Below are 25,989 nucleotides of genomic sequence, written 5' to 3' on the forward strand. Positions count from 1 at the left end.
AATTAAAATTAAGTCCTCATAGCTGTATTTATCAAGCATAAGTTTATTAATTTAGCCGACTTAATGCTATAATCATATGGCCAATTCAATAAAAAAAATAGGAGTTTTAACTTCCGGTGGTGATGCCCCCGGCATGAATGCAGCTATAAGATCTGTAGTTCGTACTTGCGCGTTTCACCAAATAGAATGCGTGGGTATTTACAGAGGATACGAAGGGATGATCGACGGTGACTTTAAAGCTTTAGATGCCCGAAGTGTAAATCATATCATCAACAAAGGCGGTACTTTTTTAAAATCTGCTCGTTCAGACCGTTTCAGAACTAAAGAAGGGCGAAAAGAAGCTTACGACCAACTCTTAAAGCACGCGGTTGATGCGCTAGTGCTCATTGGTGGAGACGGGACCTTTACTGGAGGGATGGTTTTTAATGAAGAATACAATTTTCCGGTTGTCGGTATCCCCGGTACCATAGACAATGATATTGTTGGAACAAACTTCACTCTTGGATACGATACCGCACTCAACACGGTTGTTGAGGCAATTGATAAAATTCGCGATACTGCTAGTTCACACAAGCGCCTATTCTTTGTTGAGGTTATGGGGAGAGATGTTGGACATATAGCGCTCAATGCTGGCGTGGGTTCTGGTGCAGAAGAAATTTTAGTTCCCGAAGAGGATTTAGGCTTAGATCGTTTATTGGAGTCTTTGGAAAAAAGCAAACACACAGGTAAATCGTCCAGTATAGTTGTAGTCGCAGAAGGCGACAAAACTGGAAAAAATGTTTTTGAACTTCGTGATTATGTTGAAGAAAATCTTGAAGGCTATGACGTAAGAGTGTCCGTTTTAGGACACATGCAGCGCGGGGGATCTCCATCTTGTTTCGATCGCGTTTTAGCATCCAGAATGGGGGTTAAAGCTGTTGAAACATTAATTGAGGGTAAACATAATGTTATGGTAGGTACCATCAACAATAAGCTCGAATTATACCCTATAGACAAAGCCGTGAAAGGCCACTCAAAAATAGATGAAGAACTCCTTAGAGTTTCTGACATCATGAGTACATAAATTAACTAATCTAAACATAAAATATAAAATGACAAAAGTGAAAATTGGAATCAACGGATTTGGTAGAATAGGAAGGATAGCTTTTAGAATAGCTTCTGAGCGATCAAACGTTGAAGTTGTAGGAATCAATGATTTATTGGATGTTGAACACCTTGCATACCTTCTAAAGTACGATTCAGTACATGGGCAATTTAAGGGGAGTATTGAGGTTAAAAACGGCAATTTAGTTGTCAACGGAAAAGAAATCCGCATTAGTTCTGAACGCAACCCAGAAGACCTAAAGTGGGATGCTGTAGGGGCAGATGTTGTCATGGACTGTACTGGAATTTTCACAACGCTCGAGGGTGCACAAAAGCACATTACAGCTGGCGCTAAAAAAGTAGCAATTTCTGCTCCTTCAGCCGATGCACCTATGTTTGTTATGGGCGTAAATCACCACGAAATTACTGCCGAACACACAATTGTTTCTAATGCTTCTTGTACAACGAACTGTTTGGCACCTCTAGCTAAAGTCATTAATGACAATTTCGGAATTGTTGAAGGGCTAATGACTACTGTTCACGCGGCTACAGCAACTCAATTTACTGTTGATGGCCCATCGCGCAAGAACTATAGACTGGGTCGTGCGTCATTGAATAACATTGTACCAGCGTCTACAGGTGCTGCAAAAGCTGTAGGTAAAGTTATCCCAGAACTTAATGGGAAATTAACAGGTATGGCTTTTAGAGTTCCAACGGTTGATGTTTCTGTTGTTGATTTAACTTGCCGCCTAGAAAAAAGTGCTACTTTTGAGGAAGTAAAAGCAGCACTTAAAAAAGCTTCTGAGAACGAGCTCAATGGTGTATTGGGATACACTGAGGAAGGAGTGGTATCACAGGATTTTGTCTCGGAACCTAAAACAAGTACTTTCGACGCGAATGCAAGTATTGGTCTTAACGACAATTTTGTAAAGTTAATCTCTTGGTACGACAATGAATACGGATACTCTTCTAAGCTAGTTGATTTAGCTCAACATATCGATTCATTATAATTCTTATTTAAAAAACACTGTTCGAATGAACGGTGTTTTTTTTTAATAATTTAGCATCATGATTTTTATAATAGACAGTGGCTCTACTAAGTGTGATTGGATTGCGATTGATCCCAAGACAGGAGAGCAGGTTTTTGAAAAACAAAGAACAAAAGGATTAAATCCTGCTATAATTTCTGAAGAGGAAGCACGCGAAGTCATAAACGCAAATAAAATACTTATTGATAATAAGTCTAAAGTTGATCATGTGTTTTTCTATGGCGCAGGCTGTGGTACTGTAGAGGCTCCAAAAATGTTAAAAAGAGTACTAGAGTCTATATTCGTTAATGCTGTCGTAGAAGTGAAAGAGGACACTTATGCAGCTATATATTCAACTGTTGGTGTAGCGCATAGTCCTGCAGTCGTTTGTATTTTGGGGACAGGCTCAAATTGCACTTATTTTGATGGTTCGGCTATTCACCAACGTGTAATTTCTTTGGGGTATTCAATAATGGATGATGCTTCTGGTAACTACTTTGGGCGCCAATTGTTACGTGATTATTATTTTAATTTTATGCCGCATGATTTGAAATTAATTTTCAAAACACGCTACAACATGAACGACGATTTTATAAAGGTTAACCTATACAAACAACCTAATCCAAATGCTTATTTAGCGACTTTTGCCGAGTTTTTAATTTTGAATAAAGAATCAACTTATGTACAAGCTGTCATTAAAAAAGGCTTGAAGTCTTTTGTGGAAACCATGATCATGCAGTTCAAAGAGGAAATCAAAACTGTGCCAGTTCATTTTGCAGGTTCAATCTCTTTTTTCCTTCAGCGCGAGATTAAAGAAGTCGCTCAAGAATATGGTTTTACCGTCGGTAATTTTCAAAGACGTCCCATTGAAGGCTTAGCAGACTACCATACAAGACAATTACAGGGTTAGTCGTTTAGCATGCGGCAATTACGCTGATTTCCACATTTACAAATTTTGGTAAATTTGCGACTTCAACCGTTTCTCTGGCTGGGGCTGTCTCAGCATTAAAATATTGCCCATAAATCTTATTAATTTTAGAGAAGTTGTGCATGTCAGAAACAAAAATAGAGGACTTGATAACATTCTTAAATGTCATTCCCGCTTCTTCTAATATGGCTTTTAAGTTTTCCATTACCAATTTCGTTTCTTTTTCAATATCGTCTATTTCTAGAGCTCCAGTTTTCGGATTTATAGCAATTTGTCCAGAAGTATAAAGTAGATTTCCTAAAAGCACAGCCTGATTGTAGGGCCCTATTGGTGCCGGTGCTTTATCTGTTGTTATGATTTTTTTCATTGTCTTAAAAATTTATAGTGTTTTGTCGCGCTGTCGCTGTTTATCGTATTTAAGGTCACTTAGGATACTAGACCGAATGCCAATAAAAAAGTTCCATGAACTTCTGCTGCTGAATGGGATCCACGAAAAGTTCATTCGCCAACTCTCTAAGTCCCGTTCAAAGCGCAATTGGGTGTAGGTAAAACCATTATTTTTAAAATCGTAACCTGAAGATGCGCCTACGCTCCAACGCGGTGATAACTCGATATCTCCTGAAAACATAAGCGAGTGTGAGGAAATTTCATTTTGTCGTCTGGAATTATTATAATTTAATGCATAAGCCAAGCGCAAACTCCACGGAATCTTATATTTGTACAAATCAGTTGGTTTAGCCTCTTCATCGCTTTTGTTGCTGTTATTAAGCCGTCTGTCGGCAAAATCTTGAGGTTTCCCAAATAAATCGTCTGCACGGCCACCACTTCTTAGAGATTCATTTTTTGCTGCATCATTTTCATCAGAATCCCTACCAAAGGAGTCGTTGGAGAGATTGTAGCTCATGGTAAAATTCGCGCTTGAAATCCTAAATAAACTTCCTCCATTATTTACATTAAATTCGTTTATTTTTCTGTTAGTATTATCCAATGCATAGGGGTCAAGAGTAGCCCCAAAGTTGACACTCATTTTGTTGTCAAACAACTGAGTTCCACCAGACATACGTACCGGACTAAAATTTAAGGAGTCTGCAGCAATATTGTAATTTGTTGAAAAGTTTAAAGAATTCAAAAGAAATATCTTCTTAGGCTCAGTCGCTGTACTGTCTTTGGCGCGTACCTTTGCTTCGACATTGTTACTCAGCGATAACCCAATACTGCTAGAGAATCGATTGCCAGGTGCTCCAAAAAGCGATTGCTCAAAGCGACTGTACTCCACTTGATCAGTGGTAAGGCCATCGGCACTGACTACTTCATAGGTGTCGTAATATTGATTAAATGCAGGGGAAATATTATAACTTATTGAGGGCCGAACGACATGTCGAATCGCTTGTATTTTTTTGTCTTCCCCAAAGTCAAAAAGGCCATAAATTGTGGTTCCTAAGCTAGTGCTAAAATTATAAGTTGTAAAGGAATCGAATCCTTTAACTGGTGTTACCACAACCTCTTCATTGTCTGTGTCATACTCTTTTTCTATGGTTTTAAACGTCCAATTGTGATCGAAATTGGCGCTTGTACTCATGCTGAAGTATTTAAATAACTTAAAATTGGTACTTACAGGAATGCTGTGTTTTACCCCGGCTTTTGCATCTTCAAACATTTCTTTTTTGAAAAACAGGGAGTCTGTTGTTTGAATACGGTTTTCGCCGCGAACATTATATTGGAAATTAATGTTCTGAAACACTCCCTTTTTACTTCCGGTTTTGGGTGCAAATGGGAATACCCGGTCTACACTCCCTTGGAATGTTGGCAGGGTCATATTTATGGTTTCTGTATTTGTGTTTTGTGAATGAGTTGCGGTTACACTCAAATTCACCTGTGGTTCACCCTGAAAAGTTTTTGAATAAGAAACAGAGGATGCTAGGGTGTTGTTTAGGAAGTTAGAGCTGTTAAGCTGATTTATAGATTCCTGGTAATAAGTACTGCTCCCTAAATTTACAGAAGCCGAAAACCGAGAACTTGGGTTCGACTTGCTGTCTTGATTTTGGTTCCAACGAAGGTTGTAGATAACGCTTTTTGAATAATCGGGAAAACCCCTTTCGCTGTTAATGAGGTTTTCATACCTGAAACTAAGTGTTCCTCTAAATTTATAGCGCAGTGCGTAATTACTTTCCAAGCGTAAACCATAGCTTCCGTTGGTGTAGTAGTCCCCCAAAGTGGCTAAGTCGATGTAATCGCTTAACGCAAAGTAGTATCCTCCATTTTGTAGAAAATAACCACGGTTATTTTGCTCTCCAAATGAAGGGAAAATTACTCCAGAAGTCCTTTTTTTACTCAACGGAAAAAATGCAAAAGGCAAACCAATAGGAGTAGGAACATCAGCAATAAACATATTGGTGAGTCCAGTAACTATTTTTTTACCTGGTACAACTTTGGCTTTGCGTAAAAGAAAATAATACTCCGGATTCTCTTCATTTTCGGAGGTCGTAAATTTGGCCCGCTTGACAAAATAAACTGAATCATTTTCTTTCTTGGTGAGCTTCGAAATAATCCGGCCCCCTTGTTGTTCTGTTTTTGAATTCCAGATTAGAGCTTTTTTTGTTTTCATGTTAAAAACTATAGAGTCCGGCTCTACGATATCACTTCCTTGCTTAAAAACAGGAGGCTGAGAGTAATTTCCAAGAGAGTCTTTAATGCGGCCAGCATAAACTAAATCATTGGCATAGTCTATAGTGATGACGCCAGATTGAATATCCATGTCTTGGTATTGGACTTGTGCCTCGTTGTACAAATAAATTTGTTTCTTTTTCTGATTGACAGATGTGATATCTTTAGCTTTGTAGTTTATAATACCATCTAAAAGACCTTTAGGTTTTGTTATGCTGTCATTGTTTACAGAATCTTTTACGGCTATAACAGGCTTTTTGTTTGGGATAGAATCCAAACCTTTAATTTTAGAAACCGAAACTGAATCTGGTGTTTGTATTGCAGGTTTAGGAACTCCCTGAGCTGCAACCAAACTGTTAGTAAGCATTGTAAAACTTAGAATAAAAAGTAGTTGAAAGTATATTGTTTTCAATGCTTTTAAGTGTATTTTTGTAATGAATGGTCTGGTTTTTGAAATACCAAAGTTAAGGATATTTTTAGCGTTTTTAATATTTGAATACGTCAACAACAAGCCAAGCAAAATTTAGTATGCAAATTAAACCATTTTTAACAATACTGTTGTGTTTTTTTGGATTGATTTCTCTAGCTCAGACCAAAAACAATACCAAACCTTTTGTTGTCGTATTAGATGCCGGTCATGGCGGCAAGGACCCAGGTCGTCCTACTGCTTATGGCTATAAAGAAAAAGATATTGTTCTTGATGTTGTTTTACGCGTTGGTAAGCTTTTGGAAAACGTGGATGATGTACAGGTTATTTACACACGCAAAAAAGATGTTTTTCTGGAACTGCGCCAGCGCGCATCCATAGCAAATAAAGCCGATGCCGACCTTTTTGTTTCCATTCATTGTAATGCTCATAATTCCGATGCTCATGGAACTGAAACATTTGTTTTAGGTCTTCATCGAAACGCTTCCAATTTCCGTATCGCGCAACAAGAAAATGAGGTTATTTTTATGGAAGATAACTACGAACAAAATTATGAAGGTTTTGACCCTAGCTCACCAGAGTCGTTTATTGGTTTAACGCTTTTACAAGAAGATTATCTTGATCAAAGTATTTTACTAGCGCGCACAATTCAGAATAATTTTATGCAAAAGCTCAAACGCCGCGACCGCGGAGTAAAACAGGCTGGTTTTTGGGTCCTACACAATACCTACATGCCAAGTGTTTTGGTGGAGACTGGTTTTATAACCAACAAAAAAGAAGGAGATTATTTGAATTCAAATCGTGGTAAAGAAGAAATTTCAAAAAGTATTTTTGATGCCATCATAGATTATAAATCTAGTTTAAATTCTGATGTAACATTCGAAAACCCAATTGAAGAGACTCCGCAAGTTGCTTCAGCTGTATTTTTTAAAGTACAGATTGCTGCTGGTGCCAAAAAACTTGCACCAGCCCCTTATAATTTTAATGGGCTTAGCCCTATATCAAGAGTCAAATCGACAACCCTTTACCGCTATTTTTATGGCGAAACAACAGATTACGAGACCGTTTTAAAATTGAAAGCTGAAGCCATAGAAAAAGGCTACACCTCAGCATTTGTAGTGGCCTATGAAAATGGCTTAAAAATTCCTGTCGATAAAGCCCTTAAAACAAAAACAAATTAACCTCACAGATTATAAATTAATTATTAGATTTGTAAGGCATCAAAACCTTTAGTATTGAGAACCACAAAAGAAATTAAAACAGCAATATTAGTCCTTTCAGGGATTCTATTATTTATATTTATTTTTAATTATCTAAAAGGGGAGAATTTACTTAGTAGTGCCCGGAAAATTACAGCGGTATACGACAATGTTGAAGGGTTAACCTCTTCTGCAGCAGTGACTATAAATGGTCATTCTATTGGTAAAGTGCAAGATGTGCGTTTTACTGATGACGGCAGTGGAAAACTAGAGGTTGTCATGCTAATTGAAAGTGATTTTGAATTTTCCGTGAACAGTACAGCTGAACTGTATGAATCTGGACTTATAGGAGGGAAGGCTATTGCAATAGTCCCTGCCTTTGATGGAGCTGATAACGTTTCGTCTGGAGTTGTGCTTAAATCCTCTGTAAAACCAGGTCTTACTGAACTTGTGAATCAACGCTTAACTCCACTTCAAGAAAAAATCGAATCAGTAATGGTTAGTGCTGATGAACTTTTGTTGAACGTCAATAGTGTTTTTGATGCGAAAACAAAAACCCATCTCAAAGGGAGTATTGCTCAATTAGAACAAACTATTTTATCTTTTGAATCCACTTCCAATGCGCTTAATAATTTAGTGGAAGACAACAAATCATCTATTTCATCAACACTGAACAACTTTAGTGAAATATCTGAAGATCTCACTGAAGTGAGTGCCAATTTGGTTGATGCCAATTTGAAGGAAACCATTAATGGACTCCAGTCTACTGTTTCTAATTTTGATACCTTACTTAGTGCAATTGACAAGGGTGAAGGCTCCGTTGGCAAACTCATGAAAGATGAAGGATTGTATAACAATTTAGAGGGTGCTCTTGGACAATTGCAAGCTCTTCTTGAAGACATGAAGTTAAATCCCAAGCGGTATGTTCATTTTTCATTGTTTGGCAAGAAAAACAAGCCTTACAGTCAAGCTGAAACAGAAACTAAAGAATAATATTTAAAATGACGCTGTTGCCAAATATCATTTTTGGGCTCATTTTACTGAGCGGTATTGGTTTTTTTGTAAAAAATATCAATAAACTCAGGCGGAATATCAAATTAGGTAAATCTATCAATATAGAGGAAGGGTCTTCTAAACAAAGATGGGCAAATATGGCGCGCATAGCTCTTGGGCAGAGTAAAATGGTACGTCGACCAATATCCGGAGTGTTACATATTATTGTTTATGTAGGATTTATTGTCATCAATATTGAAGTATTAGAAATTGTTATCGACGGGCTATTTGGTACGCACCGCGTATTTTCCTCAATAGGGTCATTGTATGGCGTGCTCATTGGAATATTTGAAGTATTTGCGCTCTTGGTTTTTGTTGCTGTTGTTGTGTTTTGGCTGCGCAGAAATGTTCTTCGTATTAAACGATTTATGAGTTCAGAAATGAAAGGTTGGCCAAAGCTAGACGGTAATCTAATCCTTTATTTTGAGCTTGTTTTGATGGCACTTTTCATCATAATGAATGCTACAGACACACAGTTTCAGTCCATGAATTCTGGAAACATCGTTAGTGGAGTAGTAGCCCCTTGGTTCGAAGGTCTACCCATACACGCTATAGAGAGAACAGCTTGGTGGTTACACATTGTTGGGATTTTAATTTTTCTAAATTATTTGTACTATTCCAAACATCTACATATTTTACTGGCTTTCCCAAACACGTATTACGGTCGATTAGCTCCTAATGGTCAGATGGATAACTTGGATTCAGTTACTAATGAAGTAAAACTCATGATGGATCCCGATGCTGACCCCTATGCCGTGGCGGCTGAACCAGCAGATGAGCCCGAAAAATTTGGTGCAAGTGATGTTTTTGATTTAAATAGAATTCAACTTCTAAACGCCTATACTTGTACTGAATGTGGAAGATGTACCAGCGAATGCCCAGCAAATCAAACTGGAAAAAAATTATCACCCCGCAAAATTATGATGGATACCCGCGATCGACTTCAAGAAGTGGGGCAAAATATTGACGCCAACAAGGGCACTTTTAAAGCTGACGGGAAACAGCTTTTGGGGGATTACATTTCCAATGAGGAGTTGTGGGCCTGTACGAGTTGTAACGCATGTGTAGAAGCTTGCCCAATAAGTATAAATCCGCTGTCAATTATTTTAGACATGCGCCGCTATTTAGTCATGGAGCAAAGTGCAGCGCCAACCGAGTTGAATACAATGATGACCAATATAGAAAATAACGGCGCACCATGGCCGTATAACCAAATGGACCGACTAAACTGGAATAACGAATAATTTTAAATTAAAAAATGAAAAGAGAAGAAGCTGATGCATTATTACACCAAAAAGTAGAAGAAGGAGAATTGATAAGCCCTGTATTGCCCGAAGGTGTAAAAAATTACCTTATTGACATTGATGGAACTATTACTGAGGATGTCCCAAATGAAGAACCTGAGCGTATGGCAACATGCCTGCCTTTTGAAGATGCAAAAAAAACCTGTAATAAATGGTATGATGAAGGACATATGATTTGTTTTTTTACTTCACGTACAGAAGAACATAGAGCTGTTACTCAAACATGGTTGGAAACACATGGATTCAACTACCATACTTTGTTGATGGGTAAACCTAGAGGAGGGAACTACCACTGGATTGATAACCACTTGGTAAAAGCCACACGCTACAGAGGTAAATTTACAGATTTAGTTGAAAAAGAAGTTACCATACAAGTTTTTGATGATGGTAAAAATGTATAAAATATAAACACATGAGTGAACAACTTAAAGTACCCACCATGGCCGAATTGCATGCACAGGGCATTGTACCTGAGGTATTGTTTTGGGTTGGTTGTGCTGGAAGTTTTGACGATAGAGCCAAGAAAATCACCAAGGCTTTGGTTAAAATTTTGCATAAAGCCAATGTTGAATTTGCGGTACTGGGTGCTGAAGAAAGTTGTACAGGAGATCCTGCCAAGCGTGCGGGAAATGAATTTCTGTTTCAGATGCAAGCCGTTACTAATATAGAAGTGTTGAACGGATATGCCGTCAATAAAATAGTTACTGCTTGCCCTCATTGTTTTAATACACTTAAAAACGAATATCCTTCTTTAGGTGGTTCATATGAAGTGGTACATCACACCCAATTTTTAAAGAGTTTATTGGAAGATGGAAGACTTACGATTGAAGGAGGGAAATTCAAAGGTAAACGCATTACTTTTCACGATCCTTGCTATTTGGGACGAGCCAATAATGTCTATGAAGCTCCTAGAGATTTGATTTCAAAATTGGATGCTGAACTTGTTGAAATGAAAAATTGCCGCAAAAAGGGCCTCTGTTGTGGAGCCGGAGGCGCACAGATGTTTAAAGATGCTGAGGCTGGTGACAAAGAAATCAATATTGAGCGTACAGAGCAAGCAATCGAAGTGAAACCAGAAATTATAGCAGCCGGATGTCCATTTTGTAACACCATGATGACAGATGGTGTTAAAAATAAAGCTGAAGGTCAGATTGAAGTTATGGATGTCGCTGAACTCATTGCTAATGCACAAGACTTATAATTGAGTTATGACAGTTGATTTTAAATCCCTTCCCGACACCGCACGCATTTGGATTTACCAAAGCAACCGCTCTTTCTCCCCCGATGAGTTAGCCGAAATCACTCAAAAAACTAAGGAGTTTTTAGAGCAGTGGACTGCTCATGGAACTGCACTTAAAGCAGGATTCGAACTCAAATACAAACGTTTTCTAGTGATCGGTTTAGATCAACCTCAGACAGCAACTGGTTGTTCTATCGATGCCTCTGTTCATTTCATACAACAGTTGGAAAAGGACTATCAAGTTGATCTTTTGGATAAGTTAAATGTCTCTTATAAACAAGGAGAATTTATCGCCTACAAAGCACTAAAGGATTTTAAAAAAATGGCTAAAAACAAAGCTGTTTCATTGAAAACAATTGTATTCAACCATTTAGTTCAAACCAAGGCAGAGTACAACGATTTCTGGGAAGTTCCAGCATCTGAGAGTTGGCATGCACGTTTTTTTAAGGCATAGCAAAACGAACACTTACTTCACTTTCTACTTTTATTTTTGAAAATTCAATATTGATGGGTTCTTCTGTAGCTTCAGCAATTTCATAATCAGATCTTGCCATTGTACGCATCTGATTGTAATAAGGTCTACTGTAAAATTTATCGCTTATATGTATCGCTTTTCCCAGTTCTTGTTCTAGTGGAGCGGTCAGAGCTTTTCCTTGTTGTTTTGCTTTAAGAATCGCCTTTGATTTTAATTTTAGTTTTAGATTTTCAATATCAGAATAAGCTGTTTTGATAAGCCGAACGTTGGATATTCCTTTGCTTTCTAGTCCAATAAGAACTTTACCAGCTGTTAACGCATCATAAACTTCTAGCACATATGATTTCGATTTAAGAACATTTTTTCGTTTTAAAAAATATTTTCTGTACGTACTTGCTAGGTTGTCAATTTTCAATTGCTTTTTCAGGTCAATGTTCAAATTTTCCAGTACATCAGCCATTTTTCTTTCTTGCTTTTCTAAAGATGTTCTGTTGCGGTCCTCGCCCTCATGAATATAAATTGAAAGAAAAATTTGATTAGGGGTAACTAGGGTATCTACTTTGGCTATTGTTTCTAGGTAGGGGCGATCAATAAAATTTTTTGTTTGTGCAGTTGCAGCGCCACACACAAGTAAACTAAGGAGGTAAATGATTTTTTTCATAATAATAGAATTTTTTAATAAACCAAAAGGAACAAGATGTATGCCAAATGCTGTTTTTTATTTCTCCCTCTCCGATATTTGTGTAATTATAGCAACTTCTATTATTGAAAATCTTATAAAAAAATAGTATTTTGGTAGGGTATTTTCACAGCTATTGAAAACTCAACCTATGCGCTATTTATTTTCTTTTTTTTGGGGACTACACTTCTTTGTCTTATCTGCCCAATCTCCGCTTATTACAAAAGATTCTTTAGCACAGCAGCAATGGGTTGATAGTGTTTATTCCAGCCTGAGTACCAAGCAAAAAATAGGTCAACTGTTTATGGTTCAAGCGTTTTCTGAACAGAAAAATCTTAAAAAAGACAACCTGCTTTCTTTGATAAGAGAACAACAGATCGGCGGGATCATTTATTCTAAAGGCGGGCCTGTTCGTCAAGCTAATTTAGACAACGAACTGCAATCCAATTCCAAGATTCCTTTACTTGTTGGTATGGATGCCGAATGGGGGCTGAATATGCGCCTAGATTCGACCTATGCGTTTCCGTGGAACATGACCTTAGGTGCTGTAGAGGATTTAGATTTGATACGTCAAACAGGCGTACAAATTGGGGAGCATTGTAAACGAATTGGGGTACATTTTAATTTTGCTCCAGTAGTGGACATCAATACCAATCCTGAGAACCCTATTATTGGCAACCGCTCTTTTGGTGAGGACAAATACAATGTTTCCTACAAGGCCAAGGCTTTTACAGAAGGCATGCAAAGCGCTGGGGTTTTGGCTAATGCAAAACATTTTCCAGGCCACGGCGATACAGACAAAGATTCACACAAAACTCTGCCAACTATCAAATTTGATAAGGAAAGGATTGACTCAGTTGAATTAGTTCCATACAAAAAACTAATACCTAGCGGACTTTCAAGTATTATGGTTGCGCACCTCAATGTACCAAGCCTTGAGTCAAGAGCCAATTACCCCTCCTCTGTTTCTAAATCTATTGTAACAGAACTGCTAAAAGCAAAATTAAATTTTAAGGGCTTAATATTTACGGATGCATTAGATATGAAAGGAGCTTCAAATTTCACTTCCTCAGCGGCTTTGGATTTGCAAGCCTTTATGGCTGGAAATGATGTTTTACTGATGTCGAATAATGTCGCACAAGGAATGGAAGCAATATCAAAAGCCTTGGCTAGTGGTCAAATCTCTGAGCAACGGCTTGCGCATTCTGTCAAAAAGATTTTACGTGCGAAATACAAGGTGGGGCTACATGATTATAAGCCTATTGATACAACCAATTTAATACAAGATTTAAACCGACCAAAAGATGATGTTCTTTACCAAGAATTGATGCAAAATGCGCATACAGTCATAAAAAACAAAAAAGCGTTGCTACCTATCGATGATTTGGAGTTGGAACAAATTGCTTATGTGCAAATGGGGGATGATTCGGGGATTCATTTTTTTAATACTCTCAAAAAATACACAAATGTTAAGAAGCTTAGTCATCAAAATTTGGATGATCTTCTTCTTGATTTAAAGAATTTCAGTACAGTAGTGGTTGGTTTTCACAAGTCAAATGAATCACCTTGGAAACCTTATAAATTTTCAAATAAGGAATTGGTTTGGTTGCAAGAAATTGCTCGAAACAACCGTGTTATTCTTACTGTTTTTGCCAAACCCTATGCTTTAAATGATTTGAAATCCTTTGCAAATATTGATGCGGTCTTGATGGCCTATCAAAACAGTCCAATCTCGCAACAAATCGCTGCTCAAATTATTTTTGGTGCCTTGGCTGCAAAAGGTAAGTTGCCAGTCAGTATTTCAAATTCAGATTATAAGCTTGGTCATGGTATTGAAACAGAACCACTACAGCGCTTGGGGTATGCTCTTCCAGAAAGTGTTGGTATGTCTAGTGCTAAGTTGTCTAAAATAGATTCTGTAGCTAATTTTGCAATTGAAGAGAATATGACCCCTGGAATTCAGTTGTTGGTAGCCAGAAAGGGTAAAATAGTACTCACAAAAAGTTTTGGATACCATACTTATGAAAAAATTCGAACCGTCACTTCGACTGATTTGTACGATTTAGCTTCGCTAACCAAAATTCTAGCTACCCTTCCTTTGCTTATGGAATTGGTGGAATCGGGAGTGCTGTCTTTAGATGACCGTTTAGAAAATCTTCAACAGGCTTATGTGAACTCAAACAAGGCTCATATTACACTAAGGGAAATGTTGTCCCATTTTGCGGGCTTAAAGCCTTGGATACCGTTCTATAAGTCAACTTTAGATTCAGTTACTAAAAAGCCCATAGCTAAACTATTTCGATCCGATTTTTCAGAAGACTTTCCTATCCAAATTTCTGATCGGTCTTTTCTTCGGGCTGATTTTAACGACAGTATTCATCAGAGAATTTTGGATTCAGAACTTTTAGAAAATAAAGAATACCGCTACAGCGACTTAGCCTATTACATTATAAAAGATATTATTGAAAATCATTACGGATTGGCATTAGATGAACTTATTCAACAGCGTTTTTACAAGTCTATTGGAGCCAATTATTCTACCTACCATCCATTGAATAAATTCAGTAAGGCACAAATAATCCCTACTGAAGAAGATACTTATTTTAGGTTTAAGACAGTACATGGCTATGTTCACGATATGGGTGCTGCAATGCAAAATGGAATTGGAGGTCACGCTGGGCTTTTTAGCAATGCGAATGATGTTGCTAAACTCATGCAAATGTATCTTCAACATGGTTTTTATGGAGGAAAGCAGTATTTGAGTTCACAAACTGTAGATGCGTTTAATACATGCTATTATTGCGCCCAGGACAACAGGAGAGGATTGGGTTTTGATAAACCACAGCTAGAGGATGAAGGCCCCACTTGTGGATGCCTTTCTATGACTAGCTTTGGACACTCTGGATTCACGGGCACTTTTGCTTGGGCCGATCCTGAACAAGAAATTATTTATGTATTTTTGTCTAACAGGACGTACCCTGACGCATCAAACAATCGTTTGTTGAACGAAAATATTAGAACTGAAATACAACGCTTAATCTACGAAGCCATAACAGAATAATATGAAAATAGGAATTGTATGTTATCCAACTTTTGGCGGAAGTGGCGTTGTCGCAACTGAACTTGGTTTAGAATTATCCCGAAAAGGCCATGAAGTTCACTTTATCACGTACAGACAACCCGTTCGCTTAGAGCTCTTGAGTGCTCAGGTCCATTTTCACGAAGTAAATGTCCCAAAATACCCTTTATTTCACTACCAACCTTATGAGTTGGCTCTGTCGAGCAAAATCGTAGATATGGTGAAAATTCACAATATTGACGTGCTGCATGTGCACTATGCTATTCCGCATGCATATGCCGGCTATATGGCTAAAAAAATGCTGCTTGATGAGGGTATTGAATTGCCGATAGTTACCACACTGCACGGAACTGATATCACGCTTGTTGGAAGTCATCCGTTTTACAAAACAGCCGTTACTTTTAGCATCAATAAATCAGATGCTGTTACTTCTGTTTCACAAAGTTTAAAAGAAGACACGCAACGTCTTTTTAACACTAAAAAAGACATAACAGTTATTCCAAATTTTATAGATTTAGAAAAATATAAGCCAAATAAAGATAAGTGTAATCGTGATTTGTTAGCACTAGCTCATGAACGTGTAATAACACATGTGAGTAATTTTAGAGCGGTGAAACGCATCCCGGATGTGGTTAAAATATTTAATTTAATTCAAAAGAAAATCCCCTCAAAATTGATGATGATCGGCGAGGGGCCAGAGCTTGAAAGAGCCAAACAGCTATGTAGTGCTCTAAATATCGAAGACAAAGTTGTTTTTCTTGGAAATACCAATGAAGTGAATAAAATTTTATGTTTCAGTGATTTGTTTTTATTACCCTCAGAAACAGAGAGCTTTGGTTTGTCAGCTTTAGAAGCTATGGCATCGAATGTGCCAGTTATTTCAAGTGACAGTGGCGGTTTAAAAGAGGTCAATGTGGCTGGTGTTTCAGGATATTTGAGTTCATTTGGGGCGGTTGAGGAAATGGCTGATAATGCCATACGCATACTTGAGTCTGACGCAACCCTAGATCAGTTTAGGAAAGGAGCAAACTCTACAGCTGCAAAATTTGACATTCACAAGATTGTACCGGCCTACGAAGCTGTTTATGAAATGGCTCTAAAAAATTGTATCTCAATTTAGTGTCTACTAGAGTTTGTTTTATTAATTTTACCCCTTATTGAAAAAAATAGTACAATGGCAGGAAATTCATTTGGATCAGTTTTTAAACTTACAACTTTTGGTGAATCGCACGGTGTCGCAATTGGTGGAGTTATTGATGGGTGTCCCGCTGGAATTACAATAGATTTCGAGGCTATTCAGTATGAAATGGACCGTCGAAAGCCTGGTCAGTCCAAAATTGTCACTCAGAGAAAAGAGCCAGATACTGTTGAGTTTTTGTCGGGTATTTTTGAAGGGGTCACCACAGGCATGCCCATTGGTTTTATCATTAAAAATACAAATCAAAAATCAAAAGATTACAGCCATATCAAAGATGTTTTTCGTCCAAGTCATGCGGATTTCACATACAATGAAAAATACGGACAACGCGACTACCGAGGTGGTGGCCGTAGTTCAGCTAGAGAAACCGCCTGTAGGGTAGTTGCTGGAGCTATTGCAAAGCAATTTTTAACATCTATTGAAATTAATGCTTATACATCGGCAGTGGGTAGTATTGCACTTGGCAAAAATTATCAAACTTTGGATTTTTCAAAGACAGAATCCAACCCTGTACGTTGCCCAGATTCAGTTATTGCTGAACAAATGATTGATAAAATCAAAGCCATTCGGAAAGAAGGAGATACTATAGGCGGAACAGTCTCTTGTGTGATTAAAAATGTCCCTGTAGGATTGGGCGAACCCGTTTTTGATCGTCTTCATGCGCAGTTGGGTAAAGCAATGTTGTCCATTAATGCAGTTAAAGGCTTTGAGTATGGTTCTGGCTTTGAAGGAGTAAGCATGAAAGGTAGTGCACACAATGATGCTTTTAATGCCGATGGCTCGACACAAACCAATAACTCTGGGGGTATTCAAGGTGGGATCAGTAATGGTATGGATATTTACTTTAATGTTGCATTTAAACCTGTTGCCACTGTGATGCAAACACAAGAAACTATCGATAAAGAAGGTAATGCAGTAGAAATGCAAGGCAAAGGTCGTCATGACCCTTGTGTGGTTCCGCGAGCTGTCCCTATAGTTGAAGCCATGGCCGCTTTGGTTTTGGCCGACTTTACACTGCTGAATCGCTTGACTAAACTCTAAACACATGAAATCACTAGCACTCCATTGGAAAATATTAATTGGCATGCTTTTGGGCCTAATCTTTGGCTTTGTCATGCTTCAAATCGAAGGGGGTAGTGGATTTACCAAGGCTTGGATTAAACCTCTGGGTACAATTTTTGTCAAACTTTTAAAACTCATTGCCGTTCCTTTGATTTTAGCCTCACTTATCAAGGGTGTTTCGGACTTGAAAGACATTTCAAAATTTGCATCTATTGGAGTTAAAACAATAATTATTTATGTTATTACTACCGTCATAGCCATCAGTATTGGCCTGACGTTAGTTAATGTTTTTAATCCTGGTGATGGGGTTTCAGATGCGACCATTTCAAAACTTACAGAAACCTATGCCACAAACAGTAGTGTACAAGGCAAAATTGCGGAAGCAAACCGCCAACAACAAAGTGGCCCGTTGGACTTTGTAGTCGATATGATTCCAGAAAATGCTTTCTCGGCTTTGAGCAACAACAAACTCATGTTGCAAGTGATTTTTCTAGCCATTTTTTTAGGAATTTCTTTGTTACTGATTGGCGAAAAAAGAGCTAAACCCCTTAAAGATGTTTTTGATTCTCTAAACGATGTTGTCCTTAAAATGGTGGATTTGATTATGCTAACCGCTCCTTATGCCGTATTTGCATTGTTGGCCAATGTGGTTGTGTCCTCTGGTGATCCAGAGTTATTGTATGCGCTTTTATTTTATGCCTCAGTAGTGGTTGGTGGATTGTTGTTGATGGTGTGTTTTTACCTGATTGTGGTAGCCATTGTTGTAAAAAAGAATCCATTTTGGTTTTTGAAACAAATCAGCCCTGCACAATTATTAGCGTTTTCGACCAGCAGCAGTGCGGCAACGTTGCCTGTGACCATGGAACGTGTAGAAGAACATGTGGGTGTAGATAAAGAAGTGTCCAGTTTTGTATTGCCTGTAGGGGCTACGATTAATATGGACGGAACGAGTTTATATCAAGCGGTAGCGGCGGTTTTTATCGCTCAAGCCCTAAACTTCGATTTGACGTTTACCGACCAACTGATGATCGTTCTTACGGCCTTACTCGCTTCTATTGGAAGTGCTGCAGTGCCCGGAGCAGGAATGGTGATGTTGGTGATTGTTTTAGAATCTATAGGTTTCCCTGCCGATAAACTCGCTATAGGATTAGCGCTAATTTTTGCTGTGGATCGTCCTTTGGATATGTGCCGTACCGTGATTAATGTTACAGGTGATGCCACGGTGTCTACAGTTATTGCAAAGCTTGAAGATAAACTTCATAATCCTAAACCCAAAGACTGGGACGATCATTGGGAAGAGGTGAAGTGAGTTTTATAACAGTTTTGAATATGAAATTAGCGGGTTTTTGGCACTAGCTCTTTCTTTAGCATTAAAAGTTAATCATTCCAATTAAACTAGTTACAATTTTCTATTTCTTTTTTATTATGGCCTTGTTTTTCAATCTTCGTTATATTTTTTCTTTCCCGTTCTAAAGCCAATCCGTTGTCTATTTTCCTGTTTTACCACTGCTTTGTCTTTTTGTAGCAAATAATTCAGTGCTTGGTGAATGTCTTCAAATTTTATGTTCATCTCTTTTTCTAATTGGGTTATTTGTTCCTTTAAATCTTTATAATCAGTAAGATGTTGCCTCAGCACTACAAATGCCCGGATGATAGAAATATTGACCTCAATAGCTTTAGTGCTTTTGAGTACACTTGACAGCATAGCTACGCCTTGTTCGGTAAATGCAAAAGGCAGGTGCCTCAAGCCCATTTTATCGGCATTGGACATCACATTTTGTGATCTCCAATTTGCAAACTCTTCTTTTGAAATTTGAAACATAAAATCGTCGGGGAACCGTTCTATATTTCTTCGGACCGCTTGTTTAAGTACTCGCGTTTCAACACCATATAAAGCCGCAAGATCTTTGTCAAGTATCACTTTACGGTCTTTAATAATATGTATTTTCGATTGGATTAGTTGTAATTCCATGTTTGTTTAGACATAGAAAACACCAAGAAGTCACATTTTTTTATTGTATATGTAGGGAAGGAGTGAAGAACAGCAGTTTTTAATCCAAAAATCTATCTTGTAAATCTTTTGTAGGAATCCTACGATAGTCTTGTTTTCCAAACCAGCGGTAGCGGTTTTTGGCTACAAAACTATAAAGGCTGTCTCTGATAAATTGAGGTAAAATATAACCCACTAACAACAATTTGTGCCAACCGCCTAAAACGGTAGAAAGTTTAAGGATGGCTGTACTTTTTTTGTACAGTTCTTTACCATCAAAAAAAACCATGCTTTCTAAAGAGTTAACATCATTTAGTTGTAGCATTTTTTTGGCATTTTCTCCTTGTAGTGAAGCAAATTTTAAAGTTTTATTTTTATCGTGTTGGATGAGGTAGTGTACACTGTGTTGACATAAATTGCAAATCCCATCAAAAAAAACAATCATAATTTATTTTTTAGGTTTTACAAATTCCAAGCGCTCCAGGCTTACTGTAGTTGTAAATAATCCGTAATTGACAATAGCTTTACCTTTTTCAATCTTATCGATACTGCCCACAGCTTTGCCGTCGTCCATGCGGACATTTTCGCCTACTTTAAAATTATGCTTGGGTTTTGGTGGAGTTTTAGCGGCTCTCGCTTTGGCAGATTTTTTCTCTTTTCGGATTTTAGCCACCTTTAGTTCTACTTCTTTTTGAAGGCGGTTTTCTTCTTTGAGTTTCGCTCTTTTTTGCTTGTTAGAAAGTTTTTCTTTTTTGGAATTTTCAATTTGCACCAACTTAAAAAGCTCAGCCATGAGCTCGCGTTTTCGCTTATTCTCATGGAATTTGTCCCCCAAATCTTGAATTTTTTTACCCAAATAGATCAACCGTTGATTGCTGTCGTACAATTCTTGAAAGCTCTGTAATTTCTTTTGTGCTTTTTGGTTTGTCGATTCAAGTTTTTCAGCTTCTAGCTCTTTTTTAACCTCATTTTTTTTGAGCGCACGTTCTGTTTTTTCAAGCTTAGAGCGTTCTTTTTGAAGTTTTGCAATGGTTTTGTCAAAACGAATTTTACCACGTTCAATTTTTTTCTTGGAACGATTAATCAAACTGTAAGGAATCCCATTTTTTTGAGCCACCTCAAACGTAAACGAACTTCCTGCTTGACCAATAACAAGTTTATAGATGGGTAATAGCGTTTTTTCGTCAAACAACATATTCGTATTTTGAATATGTGGTAATTCATTGGCCAATAGTTTTAAATTACTGTAGTGTGTTGTAATGATCCCAAAGGCTTCTCGCTCATAAAAGACTTCTAAAAATGTTTCAGCCAAAGCCCCGCCCAATTCAGGATCACTTCCTGTTCCAAACTCATCGATAAGAAACAAGGTTTGTTTGGTGCACTTTTTCAAGAAATAATTCATCTGTTTAAGGCGATAACTGTAGGTACTCAAGTGGTTTTCAATAGATTGATTGTCCCCTATATCACTTAATATACGCTCAAAAAAACACATTTTAGAACGTTCATGAACAGGGATCAACAGCCCAGATTGCATCATTACTTGCAACAAACCAACCGTCTTTAAAGTGATGCTTTTTCCACCAGCATTAGGTCCTGATATAACGATGATTCGACTGTCTTTGGCCATAGTGATGGTTTGAGGGAATGTTTTTTTGCCCTCCTCATTGTTGGCTAATAGAAGCAGTGGGTGATACGCGTCTCGAAGATTTAATTCTTGATCATCACTAAGTTCAGGTAGAATGCCATTGATACTCTGCGCATATTTTGCTTTTGCATACAAGACATCCAAAAGCACTAAGTAATTTTGATACTGTTGAAGCAGGGGTTTGAAGCCACGTACGTAATTTGTAAGTTCCAGCAAAATACGTTTAATCTCTTCTGTTTCCTCAAATTCAAAATTATTAAGGTCACGTTGGTGTTGGTGTGTTGTATCAGGCTCTATATACACAATACTCCCGGTTTTGCTCGCCCCCAAAATACTACCTTTCACTTTGCGGCGGTACATGGCTTTTACAGCCAATACACGTCTATTTTCCATTACTGTTTCGCGAATTTCATCAAGGTAGTCTGCACTGTTGTAATGGCTCAATGCGGCATTGAAACTGGTGTTTATTTTTGTGCGTACCGATTGTATAGATTTTCGGATGGTATAAAGCGTATCGGAAGCATCGTTTCTAATCTCACCATATTTGTCAATGATGCTATTGATTTGATTCGAAATTAAATTGGTTTGTTCAAGTTGTTCTGAACGTTTAAAAAGTAGGGGGTAGTAGTCGTGAAACTTTTTGAAAAATTTTAATTGTGTGTTTGTAGTGATAGAAAGTGCCGCAATTTTTCTGAACTGTTCGACGTCAAGAAAATTATTTTCTATACGCAGAAGCTTTAATTCTTCTGTGATGTCCTCAAAGCCATGATTTGGAATGCGGTTGTCATTTTCAAAAGATGAAACAAACTCATGCACAAGCTTCAGGGCATCTGTGGTTTCTTCTTTTGCGTTAAAAGGTTGAAGCTTATTAATTTCTGCTCGACCCAAACTCGTGATGTTGTATGCAGCGACTTGCGCCACCACAGTATCAAATTCTAAATCATCAAGAGTTTTTCGGGAAATATTAATCATAACTTACCTTAGGATTGCAAATTTAGGTATTAATGTTCAGAATATATTCTAAATTTGTTCCCTTAGCATTTATTTAAGAACCCTAAACAAACGATTGTGTTAAGATTAAGCAAGGAATGGAATAAAATTTTATCATCTGAGTTTGAACAGCCCTATTTTTGTTCTCTAGAGCCCTTTGTTGATCAAGAATATGAGCGAAATGAATGTTATCCACCAAAAAATCAAATTTTTAACGCCTTTGATCTATGTGCATACTATCAATTGAAAGTTGTTATAATTGGTCAAGACCCCTATCACGGAAAAGGGCAAGCCAATGGTTTGGCATTTTCTGTTAACGATGGTATTGCGCATCCACCATCACTCATCAATATCTTCAAGGAGTTAAACTCAGATTTAGGTATAGTTTATCCTAAAAGTGGTGATTTGTCACCATGGGCATCACAGGGCGTACTGCTTCTCAATGCCACTTTGACGGTCCGCACAGCAGAAGCAGCTAGCCATCAAAAGCAGGGTTGGGAAATTTTCACAGATAAAGTCATTGAAACAATATCTACTAATAACAACGGCATTGTGTTTTTACTTTGGGGCGGGTATGCCCAAAAAAAGAAAAAGCTGATTGATGCCCAACGGCATTTAGTCTTGGAAAGTGGCCACCCTTCACCACTGAGTGCAAACAGAGGATATTGGTTTGGAAATAGACATTTTAGTAAATGCAATGCGTATTTAAAATCTAAAGGAAATACACCAATTGATTGGCACTTAGATTGAATGAGTCAATTCGTTGTATGATAATTTTTTAGACAATAAATCCAACGCTATCAGTTTGTTTTGTACAATTTCAATGGTTTTTTCATCAATGTTCTTTTGAGACCATTCAGTTTGGCTAAGCCATTGCTGTACATCAGTTTGTTTTTGTTTATAACGCTTTGAAATAATTTGATCTATTTCTGGAATTTTTTTGAATTTTTTGGTGATGGTATTGATGATTTCAAGAATGGTATTTAATGAAGAAGAATCACTATTGATTAACTCGTTTCGAGCAGCAATCACAAAGCATGGCCAAGGTGTGGGGCATTCACCAATCCGTCTGAAAATACCTTCATCTACAAAAGGTTTTGTGGTGAATTTTTCCCACAAAAAGTAATCTGCATCTCCGTTAGAAAGTGCTTTAACCCCGCCATCTAAATTTTTGACAAGTTTAAATTTTAAATCGCGCGTTACATCCCATTCCAATTGCTGCGCGTTGATGTAGGCCATCAGGTGCGAACCAGAACCATATCGGCTAATTGCCGCTTGTTTTTTTTTCAGTTCAGAACTAGTCTTGAACTTCGAATTATAAGCCACATGTACGCCCCAGACCAGCGGCGATTGTACATAGGTTTGAACTATTTTACAGCTAAGACCTTCGGAAATGGCTTTTACAATACCCTCCGTCAGTACCACTGCCATGTCGATGGAATTGGTTTTGAGGGCTTCCGTCATTTGACCTGTGCCTCCAGGGCAATCGACCCAGCGTAAATTGATTCCATTTTCTTTGAATAGATTATTTTTTAATCCAATATACCATGCATAGTTGAAGTGCTCTGGAACTCCTCCGACACGAACTGTTTTCATTAGTTTGTAAGTTTATTTAGGGTGTACTGAATAAGGTTGTCGATTGTCTCGTCAGGCTTTTTGCTGAAGCTGCCGTTGGCTCTGTTGGCCAAAATAGCATTCATCGAACAGGCTTGGTGGCCCAACAATTTGGACAAACCATAAATGGCAGAGGTTTCCATTTCAAAATTTGTAATTTTTAAATCCTCATACCGGAATGATTCTAATTTATTCCTAAAAATACTGTCTTTTGGTTTTAACCGCAATATACGTCCTTGCGGACCATAAAATCCCCCACAAGTGGCTGTTACTCCAGTTAAAATATGACTTTCATAAAGTTGATGTTCCAATGTTTTTGAATTTTCTACCAACACTGGTTGTGCCCGATCATTGTTCCATTCCGTATGCATACAAAAGGCCTTTTCAAACGCTTTGTTGCGAATAGTTTCTATTTCATAGGATGGTAGCATTCCATTGATATCCAAGCCGTATGTGCTCATTAAAATCGAATCCACTGGTATATCAGCCTGTAGTGCTCCAGAAGTTCCAATGCGCACGATATCTAATGCTGTTAATTTGTTTTTAAGTGTGCGTGTTTCAAAATCAATATTTACAAGTGCGTCCAATTCATTGAGTACAATATCAATATTGTCTGAGCCTATTCCTGTGGATATAACTGTTATGCGCTGGTTTTTATATAATCCTGTATGCGTTTTGAACTCCCTTTTTTGTTGTTTGAGCTCTATGTGGTCAAAATATTTTGAAACTTGATCCACACGTTCTGGATCGCCTACTGTGATGATTGTAGTAGCTAAATCTTCTGGCCGTAAATGAAGGTGGTAAATACTGCCGTCAGGATTTAAGATTAATTCAGATTGTTTAATACTCATACACTAAAGCTTTATCCACCAACACGTTTTACATTAAATCCTAAACCACTCAATATTTCCATGATTTTATCTCTGTAATCCCCTTGTATAATGATGTTGTCTTTTTTATAACTCCCACCTACACTAAACTCTTTTTTGAGTTTTGATGTTAATTTTTTGAAGTCAGCATCAGCACCCGTATAGCCCTCAATGATGGTGATGGGTTTACCCTTGCGTTTTTCATATTTGCAAATTAGTGGTGCCTCTTGAAGCCAAAAGTCAACTTTGGGCTTGGTTTTATTAGTTAGCTCAGTTTCTTGATGTTCAGGGAACAAATTTTTGAGTTGATCTCTTAAATCCATTAACTTTTGGTTAGCCCCAATTCTTCCAAACGCTGATTTAGGAATTCACCAGCTGTGATATCTTCGAATTGTTTAGGATTATTTTCATCTACACAGCTGTCCAGAACATCTAATTTCATAGCACTAATGGGGTGCATAAAAAATGGAATGGAGTAGCGAGAATTACCCCATAATTCTTTTGGTGGATTGACCACGCGGTGAATGGTGGATTTTAACTTATTGTTCGTGTGTCTCGATAACATATCCCCTACATTGATCATAAGCTCATCCGCTTCTGCTATAGCATCAATCCAATCTCCATTATGGTTTTGGACTTGAAGTCCACGGCCTTGGGCCCCCATCAAAAGAGTAATTAGGTTGATATCGCCATGCGCTGCTGCCCGGACGGCCTTTTCTGGTGCTTTTGTAATCGGTGGATAGTGAATGGGTCTTAGTATACTATTCCCGTTATGAATAAATTCATCAAAATATGTTTCTTCCAAGTCTAAATAAAGCGCCAAAGCACGTAAAACATATTTAGCGGTTTTCTCTAACATCTTAAAGGCTTCTTTACCAACGGAATTAAATTCGGGTAGTTCGTTTACTTGTACATTGGAATGGTATTCTTCTTCCAGTTGAGGATTGTTTTCAACATACTGTCCAAAGTGCCAAAATTCTTTTAAGTCGCCTTCTTTCTTTCCTTTTGCGCTTTCTTTTCCAAATGAAACATAGCCACGCTGACCGCCTATCCCAGGAATTTCGTATTGTCTCTTCTGCTCAACCGGCATGTCAAAAAACTTTTTAACCTCATTGTAAAGAGAATCTACAAGTGCATCCTTAAGAAAGTGACCCTTTAGGGCTACAAATCCAATAGACTCATAGGCATGTCCAATTTCAGAAACAAATTTTTGTTTCAACTCAGCATCATTGGATAAAAAATCGTTGAGGTTTACACTTGGAATTTTATTCATAATAATGACATTCTTTACACAAATATATAAAATCATAGGATTAAATAATATGGTTTTAAACTTTGATTCCTGAGTTCAGTTTAATTTTTATAAATTTGAGTAAAATCTATACAGCGTTTTATTGAAATCGGTATTTTCATATTCTAAATTTAAAATTTCAAAGAAACAGCAATCATCTCTTTATTTCAA

General features: G+C 37.6%; 24 protein-coding genes. 14 read left to right on the forward strand and 10 right to left on the reverse strand.

Annotated features, from left to right (window positions below; all coding sequences use genetic code 11):
* Window positions 1-76: 76 nt before the first annotated feature.
* The 3 genes from pfkA to FORMA_RS07765 are packed head-to-tail and all read left to right on the forward strand — an operon-like array spanning window position 77 to window position 3,021.
* On the forward strand, window positions 77-1,063 hold the full coding sequence (gene pfkA / locus FORMA_RS07755) for a 6-phosphofructokinase (RefSeq protein ID WP_069675123.1): 987 nt from the start codon (window positions 77-79) through the stop codon (window positions 1,061-1,063).
* Window positions 1,064-1,091: 28 nt separating this feature from the next.
* Window positions 1,092-2,093 (forward strand): type I glyceraldehyde-3-phosphate dehydrogenase, encoded by a 1,002-nt coding sequence (gene gap / locus FORMA_RS07760; RefSeq protein WP_069675124.1) that lies wholly within the window; start codon window positions 1,092-1,094, stop codon window positions 2,091-2,093.
* Between the two features lie 58 nt (window positions 2,094-2,151).
* Window positions 2,152-3,021 carry an N-acetylglucosamine kinase gene (locus tag FORMA_RS07765; RefSeq protein ID WP_069675125.1) on the forward strand — a complete coding sequence of 290 codons (870 nt, stop codon included), beginning with the start codon at window positions 2,152-2,154 and terminating at the stop codon, window positions 3,019-3,021.
* 4 nt (window positions 3,022-3,025) lie between these two features.
* Here the strand turns inward: FORMA_RS07765 and FORMA_RS07770 are convergent, their stop codons facing one another.
* Together FORMA_RS07770 and FORMA_RS07775 are read right to left on the reverse strand one after the other, a co-directional pair.
* Complete coding sequence (locus FORMA_RS07770) at window positions 3,026-3,406, reverse strand: Rid family detoxifying hydrolase (protein WP_069675126.1); 381 nt, start codon at window positions 3,404-3,406, stop codon at window positions 3,026-3,028.
* A 12-nt stretch (window positions 3,407-3,418) separates the two neighbouring features.
* A complete protein-coding gene (locus tag FORMA_RS07775) occupies window positions 3,419-6,070 on the reverse strand; it encodes a putative LPS assembly protein LptD (RefSeq protein ID WP_231924982.1) in 2,652 nt (883 codons plus the stop codon).
* Window positions 6,071-6,231: 161 nt separating this feature from the next.
* On the opposite strand from FORMA_RS07775, the gene FORMA_RS07780 reads away from it, so the two are divergent.
* Genes FORMA_RS07780 through FORMA_RS07805 form a run of 6 tightly spaced genes read left to right on the forward strand, consistent with a single transcriptional unit; the run spans window position 6,232 to window position 11,380 of the window.
* Entirely contained in the window at window positions 6,232-7,311 is a 1,080-nt protein-coding gene (locus FORMA_RS07780) for an N-acetylmuramoyl-L-alanine amidase family protein (protein ID WP_069675127.1), read from the forward strand.
* 54 nt (window positions 7,312-7,365) lie between these two features.
* A complete protein-coding gene (locus FORMA_RS07785) occupies window positions 7,366-8,322 on the forward strand; it encodes an MlaD family protein (protein ID WP_069675128.1) in 957 nt (318 codons plus the stop codon).
* An 8-nt stretch (window positions 8,323-8,330) separates the two neighbouring features.
* Complete coding sequence (locus FORMA_RS07790; protein ID WP_069675129.1) at window positions 8,331-9,626, forward strand: (Fe-S)-binding protein; 1,296 nt, start codon at window positions 8,331-8,333, stop codon at window positions 9,624-9,626.
* Window positions 9,627-9,640: 14 nt separating this feature from the next.
* A complete protein-coding gene (locus FORMA_RS07795) occupies window positions 9,641-10,087 on the forward strand; it encodes an LNS2 domain-containing protein (protein WP_069675130.1) in 447 nt (148 codons plus the stop codon).
* A gap of 11 nt (window positions 10,088-10,098) precedes the next feature.
* A complete protein-coding gene (locus FORMA_RS07800) occupies window positions 10,099-10,887 on the forward strand; it encodes a (Fe-S)-binding protein (RefSeq protein ID WP_069675131.1) in 789 nt (262 codons plus the stop codon).
* Between the two features lie 7 nt (window positions 10,888-10,894).
* Window positions 10,895-11,380 carry an ABC transporter ATPase gene (locus tag FORMA_RS07805; protein WP_069675132.1) on the forward strand — a complete coding sequence of 162 codons (486 nt, stop codon included), beginning with the start codon at window positions 10,895-10,897 and terminating at the stop codon, window positions 11,378-11,380.
* Here FORMA_RS07805 and FORMA_RS07810 read toward each other — a convergent pair.
* Window positions 11,370-12,062: an SIMPL domain-containing protein gene (locus FORMA_RS07810; RefSeq protein ID WP_069675133.1), complete on the reverse strand. Its 693-nt coding sequence runs from the start codon at window positions 12,060-12,062 to the stop codon at window positions 11,370-11,372. The two genes, FORMA_RS07805 and FORMA_RS07810, sit on opposite strands and share 11 nt — an antisense overlap.
* Window positions 12,063-12,231: 169 nt before the next feature.
* On the opposite strand from FORMA_RS07810, the gene FORMA_RS07815 reads away from it, so the two are divergent.
* From FORMA_RS07815 to FORMA_RS07830, 4 genes are read left to right on the forward strand one after another with little or no spacing between them, the layout of a single operon-like run.
* Window positions 12,232-15,141, forward strand: a complete 2,910-nt coding sequence (locus FORMA_RS07815) for a glycoside hydrolase family 3 N-terminal domain-containing protein (protein ID WP_069675134.1) — start codon at window positions 12,232-12,234, stop codon at window positions 15,139-15,141.
* Window position 15,142: 1 nt separating this feature from the next.
* Window positions 15,143-16,279: an N-acetyl-alpha-D-glucosaminyl L-malate synthase BshA gene (gene bshA / locus FORMA_RS07820; RefSeq protein WP_069675135.1), complete on the forward strand. Its 1,137-nt coding sequence runs from the start codon at window positions 15,143-15,145 to the stop codon at window positions 16,277-16,279.
* A 54-nt stretch (window positions 16,280-16,333) separates the two neighbouring features.
* Window positions 16,334-17,398, forward strand: a complete 1,065-nt coding sequence (gene aroC / locus FORMA_RS07825) for a chorismate synthase (protein ID WP_069675136.1) — start codon at window positions 16,334-16,336, stop codon at window positions 17,396-17,398.
* Between the two features lie 4 nt (window positions 17,399-17,402).
* Window positions 17,403-18,728 carry a dicarboxylate/amino acid:cation symporter gene (locus FORMA_RS07830; RefSeq protein WP_069675137.1) on the forward strand — a complete coding sequence of 442 codons (1,326 nt, stop codon included), beginning with the start codon at window positions 17,403-17,405 and terminating at the stop codon, window positions 18,726-18,728.
* Window positions 18,729-18,857: 129 nt separating this feature from the next.
* Here the strand turns inward: FORMA_RS07830 and FORMA_RS07835 are convergent, their stop codons facing one another.
* The 3 genes from FORMA_RS07835 to FORMA_RS07845 all read right to left on the reverse strand — a co-directional run bounded on the left by FORMA_RS07835 (window position 18,858) and on the right by FORMA_RS07845 (window position 22,026).
* Window positions 18,858-19,391 (reverse strand): ORF6N domain-containing protein, encoded by a 534-nt coding sequence (locus tag FORMA_RS07835; RefSeq protein WP_069675138.1) that lies wholly within the window; start codon window positions 19,389-19,391, stop codon window positions 18,858-18,860.
* A gap of 79 nt (window positions 19,392-19,470) precedes the next feature.
* Window positions 19,471-19,854 (reverse strand): thiol-disulfide oxidoreductase DCC family protein, encoded by a 384-nt coding sequence (locus FORMA_RS07840; protein WP_069675139.1) that lies wholly within the window; start codon window positions 19,852-19,854, stop codon window positions 19,471-19,473.
* A 3-nt stretch (window positions 19,855-19,857) separates the two neighbouring features.
* Window positions 19,858-22,026, reverse strand: coding sequence for an endonuclease MutS2 (locus FORMA_RS07845; protein ID WP_069675140.1), 2,169 nt, complete (start codon window positions 22,024-22,026; stop codon window positions 19,858-19,860).
* 93 nt (window positions 22,027-22,119) lie between these two features.
* Between FORMA_RS07845 and ung the strand changes: the two genes are divergently transcribed.
* Window positions 22,120-22,794: a uracil-DNA glycosylase gene (ung, locus tag FORMA_RS07850; protein ID WP_069675141.1), complete on the forward strand. Its 675-nt coding sequence runs from the start codon at window positions 22,120-22,122 to the stop codon at window positions 22,792-22,794.
* Here ung and FORMA_RS07855 read toward each other — a convergent pair.
* The 4 genes from FORMA_RS07855 to FORMA_RS07870 are packed head-to-tail and all read right to left on the reverse strand — an operon-like array spanning window position 22,786 to window position 25,800.
* Window positions 22,786-23,640 (reverse strand): substrate-binding domain-containing protein, encoded by an 855-nt coding sequence (locus FORMA_RS07855; protein WP_069675142.1) that lies wholly within the window; start codon window positions 23,638-23,640, stop codon window positions 22,786-22,788. The two genes, ung and FORMA_RS07855, sit on opposite strands and share 9 nt — an antisense overlap.
* Window positions 23,640-24,509 (reverse strand): nucleoside phosphorylase, encoded by an 870-nt coding sequence (locus FORMA_RS07860; protein WP_069675143.1) that lies wholly within the window; start codon window positions 24,507-24,509, stop codon window positions 23,640-23,642. Before FORMA_RS07860 ends, FORMA_RS07855 begins: the two co-directional genes overlap by 1 nt.
* 11 nt (window positions 24,510-24,520) lie before the next feature.
* On the reverse strand, window positions 24,521-24,850 hold the full coding sequence (locus tag FORMA_RS07865; protein ID WP_069675144.1) for a translation initiation factor: 330 nt from the start codon (window positions 24,848-24,850) through the stop codon (window positions 24,521-24,523).
* A complete protein-coding gene (locus FORMA_RS07870; RefSeq protein ID WP_069675145.1) occupies window positions 24,850-25,800 on the reverse strand; it encodes an isopenicillin N synthase family dioxygenase in 951 nt (316 codons plus the stop codon). The genes FORMA_RS07865 and FORMA_RS07870 overlap by 1 nt, the downstream gene beginning before the upstream one ends.
* Between the last annotated feature and the right edge of the window lie 189 nt (window positions 25,801-25,989).

It is taken from the genome of Formosa sp. Hel3_A1_48 (genome assembly GCF_001735715.1).
Classification (GTDB): domain Bacteria; phylum Bacteroidota; class Bacteroidia; order Flavobacteriales; family Flavobacteriaceae; genus UBA3537.